19 protein-coding genes and 2 tRNA genes are annotated in these 21,202 nt (G+C 70.2%); 16 read left to right on the top strand and 5 right to left on the bottom strand.

What is annotated here, in order from left to right:
- Positions 1–101: 101 nt before the first annotated feature.
- Positions 102–485, bottom strand: coding sequence for an outer membrane protein assembly factor BamE (locus tag KF823_01945; GenBank protein ID MBX3724662.1), 384 nt, complete (start codon positions 483–485; stop codon positions 102–104).
- A gap of 82 nt (positions 486–567) precedes the next feature.
- Here KF823_01945 and fur point away from each other — a divergent pair, with 82 nt between their 5' ends.
- Positions 568–984 (top strand): ferric iron uptake transcriptional regulator, encoded by a 417-nt coding sequence (gene fur, locus KF823_01940; protein MBX3724661.1) that lies wholly within the window; start codon positions 568–570, stop codon positions 982–984.
- A gap of 22 nt (positions 985–1,006) precedes the next feature.
- On the opposite strand, the gene recN is transcribed toward fur, so the two are convergent.
- The gene (gene recN, locus KF823_01935) at positions 1,007–2,680 is read right to left on the bottom strand and encodes a DNA repair protein RecN (protein MBX3724660.1); all 1,674 of its coding nucleotides are present in this window, start codon (positions 2,678–2,680) and stop codon (positions 1,007–1,009) included.
- Between the two features lie 104 nt (positions 2,681–2,784).
- On the opposite strand from recN, the gene hrcA reads away from it, so the two are divergent.
- The 4 genes from hrcA (at position 2,785) to dnaJ (ending at position 7,712) form a co-directional block, all read left to right on the top strand.
- A complete protein-coding gene (hrcA, locus tag KF823_01930; GenBank protein ID MBX3724659.1) occupies positions 2,785–3,843 on the top strand; it encodes a heat-inducible transcriptional repressor HrcA in 1,059 nt (352 codons plus the stop codon).
- Between the two features lie 73 nt (positions 3,844–3,916).
- Positions 3,917–4,459, top strand: coding sequence for a nucleotide exchange factor GrpE (locus KF823_01925; GenBank protein ID MBX3724658.1), 543 nt, complete (start codon positions 3,917–3,919; stop codon positions 4,457–4,459).
- A gap of 91 nt (positions 4,460–4,550) precedes the next feature.
- On the top strand, positions 4,551–6,470 hold the full coding sequence (dnaK, locus tag KF823_01920; GenBank protein ID MBX3724657.1) for a molecular chaperone DnaK: 1,920 nt from the start codon (positions 4,551–4,553) through the stop codon (positions 6,468–6,470).
- A 114-nt stretch (positions 6,471–6,584) separates the two neighbouring features.
- Positions 6,585–7,712 carry a molecular chaperone DnaJ gene (gene dnaJ / locus KF823_01915; protein MBX3724656.1) on the top strand — a complete coding sequence of 376 codons (1,128 nt, stop codon included), beginning with the start codon at positions 6,585–6,587 and terminating at the stop codon, positions 7,710–7,712.
- A 43-nt stretch (positions 7,713–7,755) separates the two neighbouring features.
- Here dnaJ and KF823_01910 read toward each other — a convergent pair whose 3' ends face one another.
- A complete protein-coding gene (locus tag KF823_01910) occupies positions 7,756–8,643 on the bottom strand; it encodes a PhzF family phenazine biosynthesis protein (GenBank protein ID MBX3724655.1) in 888 nt (295 codons plus the stop codon).
- A gap of 101 nt (positions 8,644–8,744) precedes the next feature.
- Here KF823_01910 and KF823_01905 point away from each other — a divergent pair, with 101 nt between their 5' ends.
- The 11 genes from KF823_01905 (at position 8,745) to pnp (ending at position 20,325) form a co-directional block, all read left to right on the top strand.
- A complete protein-coding gene (locus KF823_01905; protein ID MBX3724654.1) occupies positions 8,745–9,650 on the top strand; it encodes a mechanosensitive ion channel in 906 nt (301 codons plus the stop codon).
- Positions 9,651–9,733: 83 nt separating this feature from the next.
- Positions 9,734–10,297 carry an RNA polymerase sigma factor gene (locus KF823_01900; GenBank protein MBX3724653.1) on the top strand — a complete coding sequence of 188 codons (564 nt, stop codon included), beginning with the start codon at positions 9,734–9,736 and terminating at the stop codon, positions 10,295–10,297.
- A 512-nt stretch (positions 10,298–10,809) separates the two neighbouring features.
- Positions 10,810–11,100 carry a hypothetical protein gene (locus KF823_01895; GenBank protein ID MBX3724652.1) on the top strand — a complete coding sequence of 97 codons (291 nt, stop codon included), beginning with the start codon at positions 10,810–10,812 and terminating at the stop codon, positions 11,098–11,100.
- A gap of 212 nt (positions 11,101–11,312) precedes the next feature.
- Positions 11,313–11,389 (top strand) — tRNA-Met (locus KF823_01890).
- 147 nt (positions 11,390–11,536) lie between these two features.
- Positions 11,537–12,055: a ribosome maturation factor RimP gene (locus KF823_01885; protein MBX3724651.1), complete on the top strand. Its 519-nt coding sequence runs from the start codon at positions 11,537–11,539 to the stop codon at positions 12,053–12,055.
- Positions 12,052–13,545 carry a transcription termination/antitermination protein NusA gene (gene nusA, locus KF823_01880; protein MBX3724650.1) on the top strand — a complete coding sequence of 498 codons (1,494 nt, stop codon included), beginning with the start codon at positions 12,052–12,054 and terminating at the stop codon, positions 13,543–13,545. Before KF823_01885 ends, nusA begins: the two co-directional genes overlap by 4 nt.
- Before the next feature lie 54 nt (positions 13,546–13,599).
- Entirely contained in the window at positions 13,600–16,206 is a 2,607-nt protein-coding gene (infB, locus tag KF823_01875) for a translation initiation factor IF-2 (GenBank protein ID MBX3724649.1), read from the top strand.
- Positions 16,207–16,358: 152 nt separating this feature from the next.
- A complete protein-coding gene (gene rbfA, locus KF823_01870) occupies positions 16,359–16,787 on the top strand; it encodes a 30S ribosome-binding factor RbfA (GenBank protein MBX3724648.1) in 429 nt (142 codons plus the stop codon).
- Between the two features lie 159 nt (positions 16,788–16,946).
- Positions 16,947–17,774: a tRNA pseudouridine(55) synthase TruB gene (gene truB, locus KF823_01865; protein ID MBX3724647.1), complete on the top strand. Its 828-nt coding sequence runs from the start codon at positions 16,947–16,949 to the stop codon at positions 17,772–17,774.
- Positions 17,775–17,929: 155 nt separating this feature from the next.
- A complete protein-coding gene (rpsO, locus tag KF823_01860; protein MBX3724646.1) occupies positions 17,930–18,199 on the top strand; it encodes a 30S ribosomal protein S15 in 270 nt (89 codons plus the stop codon).
- 26 nt (positions 18,200–18,225) lie between these two features.
- On the top strand, positions 18,226–20,325 hold the full coding sequence (gene pnp / locus KF823_01855; GenBank protein ID MBX3724645.1) for a polyribonucleotide nucleotidyltransferase: 2,100 nt from the start codon (positions 18,226–18,228) through the stop codon (positions 20,323–20,325).
- A 79-nt stretch (positions 20,326–20,404) separates the two neighbouring features.
- Here pnp and KF823_01850 read toward each other — a convergent pair.
- Positions 20,405–20,494 (bottom strand) — tRNA-Ser (locus tag KF823_01850).
- A gap of 32 nt (positions 20,495–20,526) precedes the next feature.
- On the bottom strand, positions 20,527–21,114 hold the full coding sequence (locus KF823_01845; protein MBX3724644.1) for a hypothetical protein: 588 nt from the start codon (positions 21,112–21,114) through the stop codon (positions 20,527–20,529).
- Positions 21,115–21,202 lie beyond the last annotated feature (88 nt).

The following is a 21,202-nucleotide window of genomic DNA, read 5'->3' as shown; positions in this document are numbered from 1 at the left end:
GGGTTCAAACCCCGGAGCTTACCGCAACCCCCCGGCCACAGCGGTCGGCCCGACCCGGCGGGGCGCCGCAACGGCCCGCCGGAAACCGCGCCGGCAGCGGTTCAGCGGCTGTCGTCGACCTGCGGACCGAAACGCTGGTACTCGCGGATGTCGTCCAGCAGTTCCTCCTCGACCGTGCGTTCGGGCATCATGCCGCCCTCGATGCGGGCCAGGGCCTCGCCATCGAAGTGCAGGGTCAGGTTGCGCACCTCCGCCTTGCGACCCCGCCGGCTGAGGCTGTAGACGTAGTCCCATCGCGACTGGTGGAAGGGCGAGGTCACCGCCGGCGTGCCCAGCAGCAGCGACACCTGCCGCTTGCTCATGCCGACCTGGAGGTCGGCGATCGCCCGCTGGTCCAGCAGGTTGCCCTGCGGGACATCCACTTTGTAGAGCAGGCCGCATCCGGAGAGGGCCGCGGCAACGATCAGGCAGGTCAGCAGGCGCATGGTTTAGGGGCAGGACTGGGCAGGCGCCGATGATACACTAGGCCGCCCGCTCGACAGAGCCTTCAGAAGGCGAGGCGCCCACGTGTCAACGGAATCCCAGGAGCTGCGCAAGGCCGGCCTGAAGGTCACCCACCCGCGCCTGCGGATTCTGGAGACCCTTGAGAACGCCGAGGGCCGGCATCTGAGCGCCGAGGACATCTACCGGTCGCTGATCGAGTCCTCGGAGGACATCGGCCTGGCCACGGTCTATCGCGTGCTGACCCAGTTCGAGGCCGCGGGGCTGGTGATCAAGCACCACTTCGAGGGGGGGCAGGCGGTCTACGAGATGGATCGCGGCGAGCACCACGACCACATGGTCTGCGTGGACAGCGGCAAGGTGATCGAGTTCTACAGCCCGGAGATCGAGCGGCTGCAGCGCGAGGTCGCCGAGCAGCACGGCTACGTCATCGAGGACCACAGCCTGGTCCTGTACGTGCGGCCGAAGAAGAAGGGGCGCTGACCGCGTCGCGCAGCTGGCGGCGTCAGGGCGCCGCCGAAGCCAGCATCTGGCGGGCGTGGGCCAGGGTTTCTGGCGTGATCCGCACACCGCCCAGCATGCGGGCCAGCTCGTCGATGCGGTGATCGGCGGCCAAGGGCAACACCTGGGTGCGGGTCTGGCCGTCGCTGGCCAGCTTGCGCACGCTCAGGTGGTGTTGGCCCTGCGCGGCGACCTGCGGCAGGTGGGTGACGCACAGGACCTGGGCATGGCCGCCCAGGCGCCGCAGCTTCCGGCCAAGGATTTCGGCGACCGCACCGCCGACACCGCTGTCGACTTCGTCGAACACCATGGTAGGGACCGGATCCTCGCCCAGGGTGGCCACCTGGATCGCCAGGGCGATCCTCGACAGTTCGCCGCCGGAGGCGACCTTGCGCAGGGGGCGGGGCGCCTGCCCGGGGTTGGCGCAGACCATGAATTCGCAGCGCTCCAGACCGGCCGCCTCCGGGGATTGCGCAGCGGCGGGCTCGAGGGCGACCTCGAAGCGGCCGCCGGCCATGCCCAGTTCGGCCATGAGCGCAGTCACCTCCGTGCCAAGACGCTCGGCAGCGGCGGCGCGGGCGGCGCTGAGCCGGGTCGCCAGGGCGAGCCATTCGCCTCGGGTCCGGGACAGCTCACCGGCGAGTTCCGACAATTGCTGGTCGGCGCCGAGCGCGTCCTCCAGCTCCGCGGCCAGTCGATCGCGCTGTCCGGTCAGGTCCGCGGGCGCCACGCGATGCTTGCGCGCCAGATCGTGGAGCCGGGACAGCTGGGCCTCGACCCGGGCCAGACGGGCCGGGTCGGTCTCTGCGCCGTCGAGGTGGGCGTCGAGGCTGCGCACCGCCTCGCCCAGCTCGAGCTGTGCCGTGGCCAGGGATTGCAGGACGCCCACCAGGGCCGGATCGCCCGCCTGGGCCCGGTCGAGGAGCTGCCTGGCCCGGGCCAGGCCGGCGAGCAGGCTGCCCTCGTCGTCGCCGTCGAGCAGATCGCGGGCGCCCGCACAGGCGGCCAGGGTTTCGCCCTGATGGCTGAGTCGGTGGTGCTCCTGCTCCAGCGCCGCCAGCGCCTCCCGGGTCAGGGCATGGGCCTTGAGTTCGTCCAGGTGGTGCCGGAGCAGGTCGAGCCGCTCCGGGTCGGCGCCGCCGCGCTGTTCCAGCGCCCGGCACCGGCGCGCAAGTGCCTGCCAGCGCGCGGCCGCGTCGGCCACCTGCGCGCGCAGGCTGCCGTGGCCGCCGTGCCGGTCCAGCAGGTCGAGCTGGCTGCTCCGCGCGAGCAGCGACTGATGCTCGTGCTGGCCGTGGATGCCGACCAGCCGGGCAGCCAGGTCGCCAAGGGTCTGCAAGGTCACCTGCCGACCGTTGATCCAGGCGCGCGAGGCACCGGCGACGCGCACCACCCGGCGCAACAGGCAGTCCTCGCCGTCGTCCAGGTCGTTTTCCGCCAGCCAGTCGCGCACGTCCGGCAAGGCGGACAGATCGAAGCCTGCGCTGAGCTCGGCGCGCTCGGCCCCCGACCGGACGACGGTGCTGTCCGCCCGGCCACCGGACAGCAGCAGCAGGGCATCGACGAGCAGGGACTTGCCGGCGCCGGTCTCGCCCGTGACCACGGTCAGCCCCGCGGCGAGACCGAGCTCCACGGACTCGACGATGGCGAAATCGCGGACGCTGAGGTGGGTCAACATGGCCGCGCACGTTAGCATGGCGTCGGCCGGCCGGGCAGGCTGGGCGACTTGGAAACCGCGCCGCGCTGCGCCATATTCGGCGCATACAGGACGCCTTTCCCGCCATGCCCGTATCGCCCCCCGATGACCTGCTCGACGCCCGCGCCAGGCGGCTGCTTCGCACCCTGATCGCGCAGTACATCCGGGACGGCCAGCCGGTCGGATCGCGCACCCTGGCCCGGCAGTCCGGCCTGGATGTCAGCGCCGCGACCATCCGCAACGTCATGGCCGATCTCGAGGAGATCGGCCTGGTCGCGGCGCCGCACACCTCGGCCGGCCGCGTGCCGACCACCCAGGGGTACCGGGTGTTCGTCGACAGCCTGCTGGAGGTCAAGCCGCTGGCCGAGTCCGAGCTGGCCCGCCTGCGTGGCGAGCTGAGCCCCGGTGGCGGTACCCAGGACCTGGTGAATTCGGTGTCCGGCCTGCTGTCCGCGGCCACCCAGTTCGTGGGGCTGGTGACGGTGCCGCGACGTGGCGCGTTCGCCTTCCGCCACATCGATTTCGTGCCGCTGGACGGACGCCGGGTGCTGGTGATCCTGGTGTTCACCGACAACGACGTGCAGAACCGGGTGATCGACCTGCCCAGGCCCTATTCGGCCGCGGAGCTCGAGCAGGCCGCCAACTTCCTCAACCAGCAGTACGCAGGATTGAGCCTCGAGCAGATCCGCGCCCGCCTGGTCGGCGACATGGAGGAGGCGCGTCGGGCGATGAACGCCACCATGGAGGCGACCATCGAGATGGCCGGCACCGCGCTGGCCATCGACTCGGGCGACGACGTCGTGGTCAGCGGCCAGACCAACCTGATGGGGCAGCCTGAGCTGGCCAGCATCGAGCGGCTGCGCGAGCTGTTCGAGGCGTTCAGCCGGAAGCGCGAGCTGCTGCAGCTCATGGAGCGCTGCATCCATGCCCGCGGCGTGCGCCTGTTCATCGGCGAGGAGTCCGGGCTCAGTCCGCTCGACCAGTGCTCTGTGGTGACCGCTCCTTATGGCGCCGGCGGACGGGTGCTGGGGGTCCTCGGCGTCATCGGCCCGACCCGGATGGCCTACGAGCGGGTCATTCCGATGGTCGAGGCCACCGCCCGGTTGCTGTCCAGCGCCTTGAATCGCGACGGCGCGGCCCAATGAAGCTGGCCATCGTGCCCGGGCGGCGGCGGAACCCCGCCGCCCGGTGCCGCCTGCCTTCCGCACTGGAGCCGACATGAGCACAGCCCACCGAGCCGACGACGAACCCTTCCGCCCCGACCAGGACCCGCAGGACGGCGCCGAGCAGAGCCTGGACGCCGCCGAGCGCGAGCTCGGCCTGATCGAGCGGCAACTGGCCGGCGCCCAGGAGGAGCTGCTGCGGACGCGCGCCGAGATGGACAACCTGCGCAAGCGGGTGGTCCGCGAGGTCGAGAACGCCCGTCGCTATGCCGGCGAGCGCGTGCTGTCCGACCTGCTGCCGGTGGCCGACAGCCTGGAACAGGGGCTGGCGGCGATCGCCGGAGACGACCCAGCCCGGGAAGGCATGGAGCTGACCCGTCGCCAGCTGCTGGCAGCCCTGGAGCGGCATGGCGTGGTCCAGGTCGATCCGGCCGGCCAGGCCTTCGATCCCGCCCTGCACGAGGCGATCTCGACCCAGCCTGCGGCCGGCGGCCAGGCGGACGGCACCGTCCTGAACGTGCTGCAGAAGGGCTATCGGTTGCACGACCGCACGCTCCGCCCGGCCCTGGTGGTCGTGGCGCGCGCCGGCGACGCTTGAATCCGGGCGGGACCGCCCCAGATAGCGGTTCATCAGAACCTTCGACGCGGCAGACCCCGGCCGCCCGAGCAGACTCCGGAGCACACGACTTATGGGCAAGATCATCGGCATCGACCTGGGCACCACGAACTCCTGCGTCGCCATCATGGAGGGCGGCAAGTCCCGGGTCATCGAGAACTCCGAGGGCGATCGCACCACGCCCTCGGTGGTCGCCTTTGGCAAGGACGGCGAGGTGCTGGTCGGCCAGCCGGCCAAGCGCCAGGCGGTCACCAACCCCAAGAACACCTTTTTTGCGGTCAAGCGCCTGATCGGCCGCAAGTTCACCGACGCCGAGGTCCGAAAGGACATCGAGCTGGTGCCCTACGGCATCGTCGAGCACGACAACGGCGACGCCTGGGTGGCCAAGGCCGACGGCACCCGCATGGCGCCGCAGCAGATCTCCGCCCACGTGCTGATGAAGATGAAGAAGACCGCCGAGGACTTCCTCGGCGAGTCGGTCACCGAGGCGGTCATCACGGTGCCCGCCTATTTCAACGACTCCCAGCGCCAGGCCACCAAGGAAGCCGGCAAGATCGCCGGTCTCGAGGTGAAGCGCATCATCAACGAGCCGACCGCGGCGGCGCTCGCCTACGGCCTGGACAAGACCCTGGGCAAGGATCGCAAGATCGCCGTGTACGACCTCGGCGGCGGCACCTTCGACGTCTCGATCATCGAGATCGCCGAGATCGACGGCGAGAAGCAGTTCGAGGTGCTCGCCACCAATGGCGACACCTTCCTGGGCGGCGAGGACTTCGACAAGCGGCTGATCGACTACCTGGTTGACGAGTTCCGCAAGGAGCAGGGCATCGACCTGCGCACCGATCCGCTGGCCCTCCAGCGCCTCAAGGATGCGGCGGAGCGCGCCAAGATCGAGCTGTCCAGCGCCCAGCAGACCGACGTCAACCTGCCCTACATCACCGCCGATGCCAGCGGACCCAAGCACCTGAACATCCGGGTCACCCGTGCCAAGCTGGAGTCGCTGGTCGACGAGCTGATCCAGAAGACCCTGGGTCCGTGCCGGACCGCCATCAACGATGCCGGCCTGAAGGTTTCCGACATCGAGGAGGTGATCCTGGTCGGTGGCCAGACCCGCATGCCCAAGGTGCAGGCGGCGGTGGCGCAGTTCTTCGGCAAGGAGCCGCGCAAGGACGTCAATCCCGACGAGGCCGTGGCGGTGGGCGCGGCGATCCAGGGCGGCGTGCTGACCGGCGAGGTCAAGGACGTGCTGCTGCTCGACGTCACGCCGCTGTCCCTGGGCATCGAGACCCTGGGCGGCGTGTTCACCAAGCTGATCGAGAAGAACACCACCATCCCGACCAAGAGCACCCAGGTGTTCTCCACCGCGGAGGACAACCAGTCGGCGGTCACCGTCCATGTCCTGCAGGGCGAGCGCGAGCAGGCCCGCTTCAACAAGTCGCTGGCCAAGTTCGACCTGGCCGGCATCGAGCCTGCGCCGCGCGGCATGCCGCAGGTCGAGGTCACCTTCGACATCGACGCAAACGGCATCCTGCACGTCCATGCCAAGGACAAGAAGACCGGCAAGGAGCAGAAGATCGAGATCAAGGCCGGTTCGGGTCTGTCCGAGGCCGAGATCGAGCAGATGATCAAGGATGCCGAGGCGCACCGCGACGAGGACCAGCGCTTCCACGAGCTGGTCGCCACCCGCAACAAGGCCGACACCCTTGTGCATGCCACCCGGGGTGCGGTCAAGGAGCACGGCGACAAGGTGCCGCCCGAGCAGATGGCCGCCATCGAGTCGGCGCTGGCCGACCTCGAGACGGCAATGAAGGGCGACGACAAGGCGCAGATCGAAGCGCGCATCGGCACGCTGGAGACCGCGGCCCAGTCGCTTTATGCGGCGGCTGCGGCCGGCTTCCAGGAGGCCGGCGCCGGCGAGCAGGCGGCCGCTGCCGACGATGTCGTGGATGCCGAGTTCACCGAGGTCAAGGACGGCGAGTCCGGCAAGTCCTGAGCAGGCATCCACCCGGGCGCGCCGACGGGCGCGTCCCGGGCGGCGCCACCGCGCGGCCTGCCATGACCGCCGCCGGGCGCCGCCCTCCTTTCACGCATCCGGTCGACGCAGTCCATGAGCAAGCGCTGCCACTATGAAGTCCTCGGCGTCAGCCGCTCCGCCAGCCAGGCTGATCTGAAGGCGTCGTTCCGGCGCCTGGCCATGAAACTGCATCCCGACCGCAATCCCGACGATCCGAAGGCGGAGGAGCAGTTCAAGGAGGCCAAGGAGGCCTTCGAGACGCTCTCGGATCCCGGCCGTCGCCAGCGCTACGACCAGTTCGGGCACGCGGCCGCGGGGCAGGGCGGTGGCGGGCCGGGCAATGGTGCGGGCTACGGCGACCTGGGCGACATCTTCGGCGATATCTTCGGCGATATCTTCGGCGGTGCAAGGGGGCGCGGTCCGCGCCGCGGCGCCGACCTGCGCTACGTGGTGGAACTCGACCTCGAAGAGGCTGCGTTCGGCGTCGAAAAGGAGATCAGCTTCCCGAGCCAGGTGGTCTGCCGGCGCTGCGACGGCAGCGGCTCGGACGACGGCAAGACCGAAACCTGCGGCACCTGCCAGGGCCACGGCCAGGTCCGGATGCAGCGCGGCATCTTTTCGATGCAGCAGGCCTGTCCGCACTGCGGCGGCAAGGGCAAGGTGGTCGCCAATCCCTGCCGGACCTGCGATGGCCAGGGTTATGTCGAGGACGAGAAGCGGCTGCGCGTGAAGCTGCCCGCCGGCGTCGACAGCGGCGACCGCGTGCGCCTGGCCGGTGAGGGCGAGGCGATGGCCGGCGGGGCGCCTGGCGACCTGTTCGTCGAGGTGGCGGTGCGCGAGCACGCGATCTTCCAGCGCCAGGGGGCCGATCTGTACTGCGAGGTTCCGATCCGCTTCTCGCAGGCCGCCCTCGGCTGCGAGCTGGTCGTGCCGACCCTGGATGGCGAGGCGATGGTCAAGGTGCCCGCCGAGACGCAGACGCATCGGCTGTTCCGGCTGCGCGGCAAGGGCATCCGGCCGGTCCGTGGCGGCCCGCCGGGCGACCTGGTCTGTCGCGTCGTGGTCGAGACGCCGGTCAACCTCAACGCCGAGCAGCGCCGCCTGCTGGGTGAATTCGAGGCCACCTTCGAGGGCAATCCCTCGCGGCACTCGCCCAGGGAGAGCACCTGGATGGATGCCGCCCGGACGTTCTGGAACCGGCTCAAGGCCAGCGCCTCCTGAGGCGACCGCAGGCAGGCGGTCGGGTCGATGGAGAACCGGCCGCTCAGGTCGCGCCGATCGGCCACTCCGCATGGACTTCGATCACCAGCTGGGTCTGACCGCCGACCCAGACGATGGCACCGTCGATACGGATCTCGATGCGCGCATCGTGGCCGATCTCCCGTCCCTGGCTGACCACGTAGCCCCGACCCAGCGGGCCGTCCGGCTCGAACCGGGCGATATAGGCGGCGATCAGGCCGTTGGCGGCCCCGGAGGCCGGGTCCTCGACGATTCCGACGCCGGCAGGAAAGGCCCGGACCACCAGGTCGTGGTCGCCGCCCTGGCAGCGCGCGAACACGCACAGGCCCAGGCTGTCGCTGGCATGGGCCAGGGCGGCGATCGCCGCGTGGTTCGGGTGCCAGCCACGGACCTCGTCGGCGCTGGCCAGCTCGGCCAGCCACCAGCGCCGACCGCCCTCCACGAAGGCGGGCGGCAGGGTGCCAAGACGGCGATCGCCCAGCAGGGCGGCCAGTTGCGGGTCGCCGTCCAGGCCCTGGCCCAGCACCTGGGCCGCGGGCGCCTGCACGAACAGGCGTTGCGCACCACCGTCGCCCTCGACCTGGATGGGCAGCAGGCCTGCGCCGCACTCCTGCACCAGCCGTCCGCCTCGCGCGCGGACGCGGCCGCTGGCGAGGGCCGCATGGGCGCTGCCGATGGTGGGGTGTCCGGCGAACGCGATCTCGCGGGTCGGCGTGAAGATGCGCAGCCGGTAATCGGCCTCCGCCGCGCTGGCCGGCAGCAGGAAGGTGGTCTCCACGAGGTTGGTCCAGGCGGCGAAACGCTGCATCGCGGCGGTCGGCCAGTCGTCGGCATCGAGCACCACGCCGAGTGGATTGCCACCGCCCGGTCGGGCGGCGAAGACATCGAGTTGCAGGTAGCGGACCTTGGCCATGGCGCACGATAGCAAGCCGCACCGGCCGCCGGCTCACACCGCGCTCAGTCACGGCTTGCTACGTTGGCGTCCGGTTCACACATCGAAGAGGAGACAGGAGCATGGACGGATGGCTGGCCTCGCTGCGCGGCTTCGACTGGCAGGGACTTCTGGTGCTGGGCGGCATGCGCCTCGGCGGCGCGCTGCTGATCCTGCTGACCGGCATCTGGCTGGCCAGGCGCCTGGCCCTGGGTTCGCAGAAGGCGCTGGATCGCGCCGGGCTCGATCCGATGCTGACCGGCTTCCTGCGCAATGTCGCCTACGGCGCCCTGGTCCTGGTGGTGCTCATCGCGGCGATCGGCACCCTGGGCGTGCAGACCACGTCGCTCCTGGCCGTTCTGGGCGCAGCCGGGCTGGCCGTCGGTCTCGCCCTTCAGGGCTCGCTGTCGAACATCGCGGCCGGCATGATGCTGATCACCTTGCGCCCGTTCCGTGCCGGGGACTACGTCAAGATCGCCGGGGAGGAGGGTTCGGTGGAGCAGGTCATGGTGTTCCAGACGCAGCTGCGGACCCCGGACAACCGGCTGGTGACCCTGCCCAACAACCAGATCACCGCCGCGCCGATCGTCAACTTCACCTCCAATACCCGGCGCCGGGCGGACATCGCGGTCGGCATCGGCTATGGCGAGGAGATCGCCCGGGCGCGGCAGGTGCTGCTGGGGCTCGCAGGCAGCCACGATGGCGTGCTGGCCGAACCGGCGCCGGTGGTGCTGGCCAAGGGCCTGGCCGACAGCAGCGTCGACCTCGAACTGCGCGTGTGGATCGCCACCGGCGACTTCATCCGGATCCGCAGCGAGCTGGTCGAGGCCATCCACCGCGGCCTTGGCGAGGCCGGCATAGGCATTCCGTTTCCTCAGCGCGATGTGCATCTGCACTTGCCTGAGGCCACCGGCAAGGCGCTGGCGCGTTTGGACCGGCGCGCGTCCGGCAACCCCGAACGGTCCGCCGGGGCGTTGCAGTCGGGGTGATCCTCGAAGCGACCCTGCCGACATCGTTCGCCCCCGCGGCCCCCGCCGGCTCGGCGGGGCCCTCACGCTGCTACCCTCGCGCCATGGCGGCCGACGGCGACCACAGCGACGAACAGCTCGCGCTCGACTGGGCGCGTGGCGACCAGGCCGCGTTCCGGTGCCTGTATGCGCGCCACAAGGGGCGCCTGTACGCCTTCCTGCTCCGTTGTCTGGGCCGCCGCGACGCCGCCGACGACTGTTTCCAGGAAACCTGGGCCCGGGCCATCGGCGCGATCGGCCGCTGGCGGCCGCAGGCCCGGTTCTCGACCTGGTTGCTGCAGATCGCCCACAACCTTGCGGTCGACCGGATGCGCCGGCAGCGGCCGCTGGTGTCGATCGACGATGACGAGGGCCCTTTGCCTGGATCGCTCCTGCTCGACGGCGGGCCGCATGCGGATCCGGCCGCCGCCCTGGAGGCCCTGCAGGAAGGGCGGCGCCTGCGCAGGGCGATCGCCGCGCTGCCGCCCGAGCAGCGAACTGCCGTGCTGCTGCGCCTGGACGCCGAACTGCCGCTGGAAGAGATCGCGCAGATAACCGGAGCCGGCAGGGAAACGGTCAAGTCGCGGTTGCGCTATGCGATGGACAAGCTGCGGGAGGCGCTGGCATGAACAGCGGACGGGGCCTGGATCCGGAAGAGGCACGCCTGGCTGCAGCCCTGCGCCGGCACTGGCCGAGCGGTGGCCCGAGCGCCGGGCTCGACCGCGCCATCATGGAGCGGTCGGCATCGGCCGGTCGGCCAGCCGGTCGCGGGCGCACCCGCCTGCCCTGGCTTCTGGCGACTGCGGCGACCGCCGTGCTGGCGGTGGGTACCGTGCTGAGACTGACCGCTCCGGTGCCTGAGTCCGAGCCTGCGACACGCCATGCGCCGGCAGACATCGGCCAGCCGGCCGGGCCAGACCATCCTGCCGCCGCCCCGCCCCCCGCCGCGCGTCCGGCCGAGCCGTCGCCCCTGCCGGACCGGGCATCCGGTGCAGCGTCGCCGTCCGCACCCTCGGCCCCACCTGCGCCCCCGATCCCGGCTGCGCCGCCGGTCCCAGCCTCACCGCCGGCGCCGACCAGGCCGCCGCCCGAGCCGCCGGACAGGGCGGCGAACCTGCGCATGGAGGAGCCCGCAGCGGCTGTGCGGGCGGCCGATGCGCCACCGCTGCCCGCAGCGGTTTCGCCAGCTCCACCTCTGGCTTCGGAGGTCCAGCGCCGCCGCGGCACGAGCGAGCAGGCCTCTGCGCTGACGGCATCCGAAGCCGCGTCGGTCCCGGACGCGGCCGATGCCGATGCGGAACTCCTGGCGGCCCTGGCCCTGCTTGATGCCGGCCAGCCTGCGGAGGCGGCAGCCGCTGCGCTGGAGTGGCAGCGGCGCTGGCCCGGGCTGACGCTGCCCGACCGTCTGCAGGCCCTCCTGCCTGCCGACTGAGCACGGCCCGGTAGACGGCTGCCGAGCGTCGACTCCGGCGTGGGTGGCCGCCTGTTGGCTGAGCCGGTCCGTGAGGCAGCGGGACGCATGCCTGGCCGCCGCGCCCGGTCCGTGGTGGCGGGCAGGTCGCTGCGGTCGCCGGCTTCGGAAGCGGAACCGGGAAATCGCGCTTGCGCGACCCGCCCGAGGTGATTAGAATGGCGATTCGCTGATGCGGGGTGGAGCAGTCTGGCAGCTCGTCGGGCTCATAACCCGAAGGTCGCAGGTTCAAATCCTGCCCCCGCTACCAGGTTCGAAAGAAGCCTCCTCAGCGAGGCTTTTTTCTTGGCCGCCGGCAGGCATCGCCGGAGCCGGGCTCAGGATGGCCGCTTGCGGCCATTCTGCGTTTCCGGGCCATGGAAAAATCGGCGTGGCGGAATCCACCCTTTGGAGAAGAATGGACAAGGCGCAGAACATCGCCCAACTGGTGGCCGGGGCCGTCGAGGACCTCGGGCTGCTGCTTTGGGGCGTGGAGTACGCGCCGCGGGCCCGCAGCAGCCTGGTGCGCCTGTACATCGATCACGCCGACCGGGAAGTGACGATCGAGGATTGCGAGGCGGTCAGCCGCGAGGTCAGCGCGCTGTTCGAGGTCGAGGACCCGATCCGCGGCCAGTACACGCTCGAGGTGTCCTCGCCCGGCCTGGACCGTCCGTTCTTCCGGTCCGAACAGCTCGCGCGCTTCGTCGGCGAGACGCTCGAGGTTTCCCTGCACGCGCCGATCGACGGCCGACGCCGCCTGCAGGGCCGGTTGCTGGACGCGGAGGGCGAGCGTGTGGCGCTCGACCTGGACGGCGTTCGTTTCGAGTTCGATTTCGGCCAGGCAGCGAAGATCCGCATCCGGCCGGACTACGAGAAGATCCTGGGACAGACGGGACGCGACCGCGCGGGCGGCGCCATCCCTGGAGAGCATCAATGAGCAAGGAACTGCTGCTGGTCGCCGAGGCGGTCGCCAACGAGAAGGGCGTCGAACGTGACGTCATCTTCGATGCCCTCGAGGCCGCGCTGGCCTCCGCCGCCAAGAAGCGCTACGAGGAAGACGTCGCCATGCGCGTCAGCATCGACCGCAATACCGGCGACTATGAGACCTTCCGGACCTGGGAGGTCGTCGCGGACGACGTCGTCATGGAGTCGCCGGACCGTCAGGTGCGCCTGATGGATGCGGTCGACGAGAAGCCCGACGCCCAGGTCGGCGACTTCCTGGAGGAGCAGGTCGAGAACGTCGGCTTCGGCCGAATCGCCGCCCAGGCCGCCAAGCAGGTGATCCTGCAGAAGGTCCGCGAGGCCGAGCGTGCGCTGGTGGTGGAGGCCTTCAAGGATCGCATCGGGGAACTGCTGACCGGAACCGTCAAGCGGGTCGAGCGCGGCAACATCGTGATCGACCTCGGCGGCAACGCCGAAGGCTTCATTCCGCGGGAGAAGGCGATCCAGCGCGAAAACCTGCGCGTCGGCGACCGGGTCCGCGGATTCCTCTTCGAGGTCCGCTCCGAGCCTCGCGGCCCGCAGCTGTTCATCTCGAGGACCGCCCCGGAATTCATGATGGAGCTGTTCCGGCTGGAGGTTCCCGAGATCAGCCAGGGCCTGGTCGAGATCATGGGTTGCGCACGCGACCCGGGCGACCGCGCCAAGATCGCCGTGCGCGCCCACGACAACCGCACCGACCCGATCGGCGCCTGCATCGGCATGCGCGGCTCGCGCGTCCAGGCGGTGTCCAACGAGCTCAACGGCGAGCGTGTCGACATCATCCTGTGGAGCGACAACCCGGCCCAGTTCGTCATCAACGCGATGGCGCCGGCGGAGGTCCTATCGATCATCGTCGACGAGGAAAAGAACAGCATGGACATCGCGGTCGCCGAGGACAAGCTGTCCCAGGCGATCGGCCGCGGCGGCCAGAACGTCCGCCTGGCCAGCCGGTTGGCCGGCTGGCACCTCAACGTGATGACCGAGAAGCAGGTCCGCGAGAAGTCCGAGGCCGAGCAGGAGGCCGCGCGCCTGCTGTTCGTGGACCGCCTGGAGGTCGACGCCGAGATCGCCGGCATCCTGGTCCAGGAGGGCTTCTCGACCATCGAGGAGATCGCCTACGTGCCCGAGGGCGAGCTGCTGGCCGTGGAGGAGTTCGATGCCGACATCGTCGCCGAACTCCGCTCCCGTGCCCGCGACGCCCTGCTCACGCAGATGATCGCCGCCGAGGAGGAACTCGAGGCGCACCGCCCGGCCGACGACCTGCTCGAGCTGGACGGCATGGACGAGTCCGTGGCCTATGCGCTGGCGGCGCGCGGCATCGTCAGCCGTGAGGACCTGGCTGAAGCGGCGGTCGACGAGATCGCGGATATTGAGGACGTTGGCGAGGAACGCGCCGGCGAGCTGATCATGGCCGCACGGGCGCATTGGTTCGAGGACGGGGTCTGATCCCCGCTCGCCACCTGATGCCGCCCAGCCAACCGTTCCGGGAGTAAACAAAGCATGTCCGAAACCATCCGACAGCTCGCCGCGCTCGTGGGCACGCCGGTCGACACTCTCGTCGAGCAGCTCGCCGCGGCCGGAATGGCCTACAGCGATGCCGACCAGCCGGTCAAGCCGAGCGACAAGCGCAAGCTGCTCGAGTTCCTGCGCGCCCAGCACGGCAAGCGCAGCGAGCCCCTGCCCGATCCGGACAAGACCCCGGCGAAGATCACCCTGCGCCGGAAGACGGTGACCGAACTGACCGTCGCTGGCCCGCAGGGCCGCGGCCGCACCACGGTCAATGTCGAGGTGCGCCAGAAGCGCACCTATGTGAAGCGCACCGAGCTGACCGGCCAGCCGGGCGGCGAGCTCGAGGACGAGCGCGAGGAGGCGCGCCGCAAGCTGGAGGAATCCAGGGCGCAGAATGCCGCCGAGGTCGCCGCGCTGGCCGAGGCCGACCGTCGCCGCCGCGAGGAAGAGACGCGCCGGAAGGAAGAAGAGGAGGGTCGCCGCAAGGCCGAGGAGCAGGCCGCGCTGGCCGCCGCCGAGGAGGCCGCCCGGGCGGTTGCGCCGGAGGCCGACGCCACCAAGCGCAAGGCCGCCGACCAGGCCCCGGCCCGCAAGGACGGCCCGGCCAAGACCCCGGAGAAGGCCCGCGAGGAGCCACGCCGGCACAAGCCGGGGCGCGGTTCGCACCGCATGGCCGAAACCGACGTCTCCGAGGACGTCAAGGCGCCGCCCTACATCCGCGGCGAGCTGCACCTGAGCAACGAACGCCGGGTCGCGCCGGGCAAGAAGCGCATGAAGGCCCGGCCGGCCGAGTTCGGCCGTTCCGGTGGCGACCGCCACGGTTTCTCGCGTCCGACCGCGCCGATGGTCCGCGAAATCGAGGTCGGCGAATCGATCACCGTGGGCGACCTGGCTCAGAAGCTGGCGGTCAAGGCTGGCGAGCTGATCAAGGCGCTCATGAAGATGGGTGTCATGGCCACCATCAACCAGGTGCTCGACCACGATACGGCGGTCCTGGTGGTGGAGGAGCTGGGCCACCGTGCGCGCCGCGCCGAGGAGCGCGACGTCGAGATGGAGCTGATCGCCCACAGTGAGCTGCAGGGCGACCAGGCGACGCGTCCCCCGGTCGTCACCATCATGGGCCATGTCGACCATGGCAAGACCTCGCTGCTCGACCACATCCGCCGCGCCAAGGTGGCGGCGGGCGAGGCCGGCGGCATCACACAGCACATCGGCGCCTACCATGTCGAGACGCCGAAGGGCGTCATCACCTTCCTGGACACGCCGGGCCATGCCGCGTTCACCTCGATGCGCGCCCGCGGCGCGCGACTGACCGACATCGTCATCCTGGTGGTTGCCGGCGACGACGGTGTCATGCCGCAGACCGTCGAGGCGGTGCAGCATGCCCGGGCCGCCGGCACGCCGCTGATCGTCGCGGTGAACAAGATGGACAAGCCCGACTCCAATGCCGACCAGGTCAAGCAGGAGCTGCTCCAGCATGAGGTCGTGGCCGAGGAGTTCGGCGGCGAGGTCGCCTTCGTTCCGGTGTCCGCGAAGACCGGCATGGGCATCGACGACCTGCTCGACGCGATCCTGGTCCAGGCCGAGGTGATGGAGCTGAGCGCCGTCCCCGAGGGCGCCGCTTCCGGCATCGTCATCGAATCCCGCCTCGACAAGGGTCGGGGTGCGGTCGCCACCGTGCTGGTCCAGCAGGGGCTCCTGGAGAAGGGCGACTACGTGGTCTGCGGCGTCGAATACGGGCGCGTTCGCGCCATGTTCGATGAGAACGGCAAGCCGGCGCAGTCGGCGGGCCCCTCGATTCCGGTCGAGATCCTCGGCCTGTCCGGCAGCCCGGATGCCGGCGACGAACTGGTCGCCGTGGCCAACGAGCGCATGGCCAAGGAGGTCGCCCAGACCCGCCAGGCCAAGCGTCGCGAGGCGCGCCTGGCCAAGAGCCAGATGGCCAAGCTGGAGGACATCGTCGCGCAGATGGGCCAGACCAGCGAGCAGCAGACGCTGAACATCCTGATCAAGGCCGATGTCCAGGGTTCGGTGGAGGCGCTGCGGGAGTCGCTCACCCAGCTCACCAACGAGCGGGTCCGCGTCAACGTGATCGGCGCCGGCGTCGGCGGCATCACCGAGTCGGATGCCACGCTGGCGGCCGCCTCCAAGGCGCTGGTGATCGGCTTCAACGTCCGCACCGACGCCTCGGCCCGAAAGGTCGTCGGCGACGCCGGCATCGACGTCCGCTACTTCTCGATCATCTACGACGTCATCGACCAGGTGAAGCAGGCGGTGACCGGCCTGCTCGGCACCGAGATCCGCGAGGACATCCTGGGCATCGCCGAGGTCAGGGACGTGTTCCGCTCCTCAAAGTTCGGCCAGATCGCCGGCTGCATGGTGGTCGAGGGCACGGTCAAGCGCAGCAAGCCGATCCGGGTCCTGCGCGACAACGTGGTCGTGTTCGAGGGCGAGCTGGAGTCGCTGCGGCGCTTCAAGGAGGCGGTCGAGGAAGTCCGCAACGGCACCGAATGCGGCATCGGCGTCAAGGGCTACGACGTCAAGGTCGGCGACCAGATCGAGTGCTTCGAGCGCGTCGAGGTCAAGCGCACGCTGTGAGCCACGGGCCGGGCGGCATTCCGTCCGGCCCGCTGCATGCCGAAGCGGATCGTGCCGGCCGCCGGCCCACGGTCCGGGCCGCAGTGTCGGCCGGCGGCACGCACCCCGGCGGGACGGACGCCGCGCCCGCCCCACCTGACAGGAGTCCAGCCATGGCACGCACCCCCTTCAAGCGTACCGACCGCGTCGCCGCCGAGCTGCGCCGCGAGGTCGGCCTGCTCGTGCACCAGGCGGTGCGCGATTCCGTGCTGCCCGAGCTGAGCGTCTCCGACGTCGAGGTCACCCGCGACTTCAGCCACGCGACCGTGTACTTCACGGTGCTCGACAACGACAGTGCCGGCCCGGCGCTGGCCATGCTCAAGGAGCTGGGCCGCGAGTTCCGGATGCAGCTGGCCCGTCGGCTCCGCCTGCGCACGACCCCGGAGCTGCACTTCCGCTACGACACCTCGGTGGAGCAGGGCGAGCGCATCGACCGCCTGCTGCGCCAGGCCGGCGTGGCGTCGGCCGACGGAAACCCGGAATCCGGTGCGGACGACGAACCGGGCGAGAGCCCGGGCGACGCTGGCACGGCGCCGGACTGAGGGCGTGAGAGCGCATCCAGACGCACGTCGGCCGGCGTGCCGCCCGCCTGGAGGCGTTGCGTACACCGTCCGCGTACCCGGCCCGTGACCGCCGGCGCAACCCGACCCCCGGCCGGCACGGCCGCCGGCGGCATCGTGCTGCTCGACAAGCCGCCCGGGATGAGTTCCAACACGGCGCTCCAGAAGGTCAGGCGCGCCCTGGGTGCGGCCAAGGCCGGCCATGCCGGCACCCTCGACCCCCTGGCCACCGGCATGCTGCCGGTCCTGCTCGGCGAGGCGACCAAGATCGCCGGGCACCTGCTGGGCAGGGACAAGGCCTACCGGGTCGAGGCCAGGCTCGGCGTAACCACCGACAGTTACGATGCCGACGGCAACGTGACCGGCGGCGGGCCGGTGCCGGTGCTCACCGACGCCGACCTGCGACCGGTGCTGGCCGCATTGACCGGTGCCATCCGGCAACGGCCGCCGGCCTATTCCGCGCTCAAGCAGGGCGGCGTCCCCCTGTACCGCCGTGCCCGACGCGGCGAGGTCGTCGACGTGCCGGAGCGGGTGGTGCAGGTGCACGACATCGCTGTGCTCGCACTGGACGGTGATCACCTGGCGCTGGACGTGGTCTGCGGCTCAGGCACCTACATCCGCTCCCTGGTCCACGACATCGGCCAGACGCTCGGTTGCGGCGCCCACGTGACCGCGCTGCGCCGGCTCTGGGTGGACCCGTTCCGCGAGCAGCCGATGGTGCAGTTCGATGCGGTCCTGGCCGGCACTGCCCCCCTGCTGCCGGTGCTTGCCGGACTGGCCGGCTGGCCGACCCTGATCGCCGGTCCGGAACAGGTGCTGGCGATCCGCCAGGGGCGTACGGTCGCATTTCCCGGGGCCGGGAGCGGACGCCTGGCGGTTCTGGCCGGAGCGGACCAGCTGCTGGCCCTGATGGAAGTCGGCGGGGACGGCACGGCGCGCTCCCTGCGGGTGTTCAACCCGGGCCCCTGAAGGCGCGGACGCCGAGGTTTCAGGCTTGTTGCACCCGGCGCGGACCCGCTAGAATGCGGGCTGCCTTCGCCTCGACCCAAACCATTGATCGCGAATCCACAGGGCGGCCCGTCACCGGGTCGCGGGGGTTCGCTTCGTACATCAGGACCACGGAAATGACACTCAGCGTCGAAGATACCGCCCGCATCGTCAACGAGCACAAGCGTGCCGCCAACGATACCGGCTCCCCGGAAGTGCAGGTCGCCCTGCTGTCCGCGCGCATCGAATACCTCACCAAGCACTTCGCGGACCACAAGAAGGACCACCACAGCCGTCGCGGTCTGCTCAAGCTGGTCAACCAGCGCCGCCGCCTGCTCGACTACCTCAAGCGCAAGGACGACGAGCGCTACAGGGCGCTGATCGCCAAGCTCGGCCTGCGCCGCTGATCGACCGGACGGAAAGGATCCAGGAAGTGACCAAGCACACCAAACAGTTCCAGTACGGCAGCCACCTCGTCACCCTGGAGACCGGCGAAATCGCCCGGCAGGCCGGCGGTGCGGTGATGGTCGACATCGGCGGCACCGTGGTCCTGGCGACCGTGGTCGGCAATCGCAACGTCCGGGAAGGAATGGACTTCTTCCCGCTCACCGTCGACTACCAGGAGAAGTTCTATGCCGGCGGACGCATCCCCGGCGGCTTCTTCAAGCGCGAGGGGCGCCCGACCGAGCGCGAGACGCTGACCTCGCGCCTGATCGACCGTCCGATCCGTCCGCTGTTCCCCGAGCACTTCCGCCACGAGGTCCAGGTCATCGCCACCGTGATGTCGCTGAACCCCGAGGTTCCGGGCGACATCGCCGCGATGATCGGCACCTCGGCCGCGCTGGCACTGTCCGGCATCCCGTTCGCCGGCCCGATCGGCGCGGCGCGCGTGGGTTACGCCAACGGCCAGTACCTGCTGAACCCGACCGTCACCGAGCTGGCCGGCTCCCAGCTCGACCTGGTGGTCGCCGGCACCGCCAAGGCGGTGCTGATGGTCGAGTCCGAAGCCAAGGTCCTGAGCGAGGACGTCATGCTCGGCGCCGTGATGTTCGGTCACCAGCAGATGCAGGTCGCCATCCAGGCGATCAACGAGCTGGCCGCCGAAGCGGGCGTCAAGACCTGGGACTGGCAGGCGCCTGCCGCCAACACCAGCCTGTCCGACGCCGTGCGCGGCGCCACCGGCGACCGCCTGGCCGCGGCCTTCCAGGTCCGCGACAAGCTGGCGCGCCGCGACGCGATCTCCGCGCTCAAGCGCGAGGTCGTCGAGTCGCTGGCCGCGCAGGCCGAGGCCAACGGCTGGAGCACCGGGGACCTGGGCAAGGAGTTCGCCGAGCTCGAGTACCAGACCATGCGCAACGCCGTGCTCGACACCGGCCTGCGCATCGATGGCCGCGACCTCAAGACCGTGCGTCCGATCACCGTGCGCACCGGCGTGCTGCCGCGTACCCACGGGTCGGCGCTGTTCACCCGCGGCGAAACCCAGGCGATCGTCGTGATCACCCTGGGCACCGGTCGCGATGGCCAGATCATCGACGCCATCGAGGGCGAGTCGCGCGAGAACTTCCTGTTCCACTACAACTTCCCCCCGTACAGCGTCGGCGAGGCCGGCCGCATGATGGGGCCGAAGCGCCGCGAGATCGGCCATGGCCGCCTCGCCAAGCGCGGCGTCGCGGCGATCATGCCGGCCGATGCCGACTTCCCCTACGTGATCCGCGTGGTTTCGGAGATCACCGAGTCGAACGGCTCCTCGTCGATGGCCTCGGTGTGCGGTTCCTCGCTGGCCCTGATGGACGCCGGCGTGCCGGTGAAGGCGCCGGTGGCGGGCATCGCCATGGGCCTGATCAAGGAAGGCGACCGCTACGCCGTGCTGTCCGACATCCTCGGCGACGAGGACCACCTGGGCGACATGGACTTCAAGGTCGCCGGCACCGCCGAGGGCATCTCCGCCCTGCAGATGGACATCAAGATCGACGGCATCACCGAAGAGATCATGCGTACGGCGCTGGCCCAGGCCCGTGACGGCCGCCTGCACATCCTCGGCGAGATGGCCAAGGCGATCAGCGCGCCGCGCAGCGAGATGAGCGAGTATGCGCCGCGCCTGCTGACCTTCAAGATCCACCCGGACAAGATCCGCGAAGTGATCGGCAAGGGCGGCAGCGTGATCCGCGCGATCACCGAGGAGACCGGCACCACCATCGACATCCAGGACGACGGCACCATCGTCATCGCCTCGGTCAACCGTGCCGCCGCCGAGTCGGCCCGCAAGCGCATCGAGCAGATCACCGCCGACGTCGAGCCGGGCCAGATCTACGAGGGCAAGGTCGCCAAGCTGATGGATTTCGGCGCCTTCGTGACCATCCTGCCGGGCCGCGACGGCCTGGTGCACGTCTCGCAGATCTCCTCCGAGCGCGTCGACAAGGTGTCCGACAAGCTCAAGGAAGGCGACGTGGTCAAGGTCAAGGTGCTGGAAGTCGACAAGCAGGGCCGCATCCGCCTGTCGATCAAGGCGGTCACCGAGGACGCAGTCGCCTGAGTCCAACCGTGCCGGGCGACCGGCAGCGGCGGAACATGCAGAAAGGGCCCCGCAAGGGGCCCTTCGCATTTCTGGAGACTGGCGGAGAGGGTGGGATTCGAACCCACGGTGACATCGCTGCCACGGCGGTTTTCAAGACCGCTGCCTTAAACCGCTCGGCCACCTCTCCGGAAGCGGGGATGATACCCCGCGGGCCGGGGCTCAGGGTGCGGGGCGCAGGTCGACCTCGTCGAGCCAGAGGGTCCCGGCGCCCTGCAGCAGCAGGCCGACCTCGACGCGAGAGACGCCAGCGGGAACGTCGAAGTCCATCTCGACCCGTTGCCAGTCGAAATCGGCGCCGAAGCCGAGGTGGTCCATCTCGACGGGATCGGTCATCGGGCCGTCCCGGAAAGTGGCCATCAGGTGGATGCCGCCAGGCATGGCCCGGCCGCGCGCCATCGCCGAGAGGCGAAGCCGGATGGCATCCGAGTTTCCTCGCGACACCATCTGGACGATGCCCCCCCAGGGCTCGGTGCCATCCCCGGTGATCCTCATGGCGGCGTTTCCTGCGAAGGCCCCGCTGCGGTCCAGCTCGAAGGTGTAGGCATCGGGCGTGGCGTGCACGATCTTCGTCCAGGGCTCGTGGTCGGCAGCCTCGAAGCCGCCGTTGACGATCAGACCAGCCGGCCTGGAGGCTTCGGGCCCAGGACCGTTGGCGGTCGTTGCCGTACGCGGATCCCTGGCACCGCACGCGGCAAGGGCAAAGGCCAGGGATGCAAGCAGGAGGATCGTTGGTGTTGCGTGTTTCATGGTTGCCGTGGTCCTTTGGGTGGGGCCTGTCCGACCCGTCCCGGGGTCGAACAGGCACGCCCGCTTCCAGTGCATGTCCGGAGGCGGT

The sequence above is a fragment of the Lysobacterales bacterium genome (assembly GCA_019634735.1).
Lineage (GTDB): Bacteria > Pseudomonadota > Gammaproteobacteria > Xanthomonadales > UBA2363 > Pseudofulvimonas.
The sequence above is the reverse complement of the archived record's forward strand: the minus strand, read 5'-3'. Positions and strand labels throughout refer to the sequence as shown.

Coding starts and splice junctions, on each gene's coding strand:
- KF823_01910 (MBX3724655.1), bottom strand. CDS start 8,643: ATGGCCAAGGTCCGCTACCTGCAACTCGATGTCTTCGCCGCCCGACCG.
- dnaJ (MBX3724656.1), top strand. CDS start 6,585: ATGAGCAAGCGCTGCCACTATGAAGTCCTCGGCGTCAGCCGCTCCGCC.
- nusA (MBX3724650.1), top strand. CDS start 12,052: ATGAGCAAGGAACTGCTGCTGGTCGCCGAGGCGGTCGCCAACGAGAAG.
- KF823_01945 (MBX3724662.1), bottom strand. CDS start 485: ATGCGCCTGCTGACCTGCCTGATCGTTGCCGCGGCCCTCTCCGGATGC.
- KF823_01905 (MBX3724654.1), top strand. CDS start 8,745: ATGGACGGATGGCTGGCCTCGCTGCGCGGCTTCGACTGGCAGGGACTT.
- KF823_01845 (MBX3724644.1), bottom strand. CDS start 21,114: ATGAAACACGCAACACCAACGATCCTCCTGCTTGCATCCCTGGCCTTT.
- KF823_01885 (MBX3724651.1), top strand. CDS start 11,537: ATGGACAAGGCGCAGAACATCGCCCAACTGGTGGCCGGGGCCGTCGAG.
- KF823_01925 (MBX3724658.1), top strand. CDS start 3,917: ATGAGCACAGCCCACCGAGCCGACGACGAACCCTTCCGCCCCGACCAG.
- hrcA (MBX3724659.1), top strand. CDS start 2,785: ATGCCCGTATCGCCCCCCGATGACCTGCTCGACGCCCGCGCCAGGCGG.
- recN (MBX3724660.1), bottom strand. CDS start 2,680: ATGTTGACCCACCTCAGCGTCCGCGATTTCGCCATCGTCGAGTCCGTG.
- rpsO (MBX3724646.1), top strand. CDS start 17,930: ATGACACTCAGCGTCGAAGATACCGCCCGCATCGTCAACGAGCACAAG.
- dnaK (MBX3724657.1), top strand. CDS start 4,551: ATGGGCAAGATCATCGGCATCGACCTGGGCACCACGAACTCCTGCGTC.
- truB (MBX3724647.1), top strand. CDS start 16,947: ATGAGTTCCAACACGGCGCTCCAGAAGGTCAGGCGCGCCCTGGGTGCG.
- infB (MBX3724649.1), top strand. CDS start 13,600: ATGTCCGAAACCATCCGACAGCTCGCCGCGCTCGTGGGCACGCCGGTC.
- KF823_01900 (MBX3724653.1), top strand. CDS start 9,734: ATGGCGGCCGACGGCGACCACAGCGACGAACAGCTCGCGCTCGACTGG.
- rbfA (MBX3724648.1), top strand. CDS start 16,359: ATGGCACGCACCCCCTTCAAGCGTACCGACCGCGTCGCCGCCGAGCTG.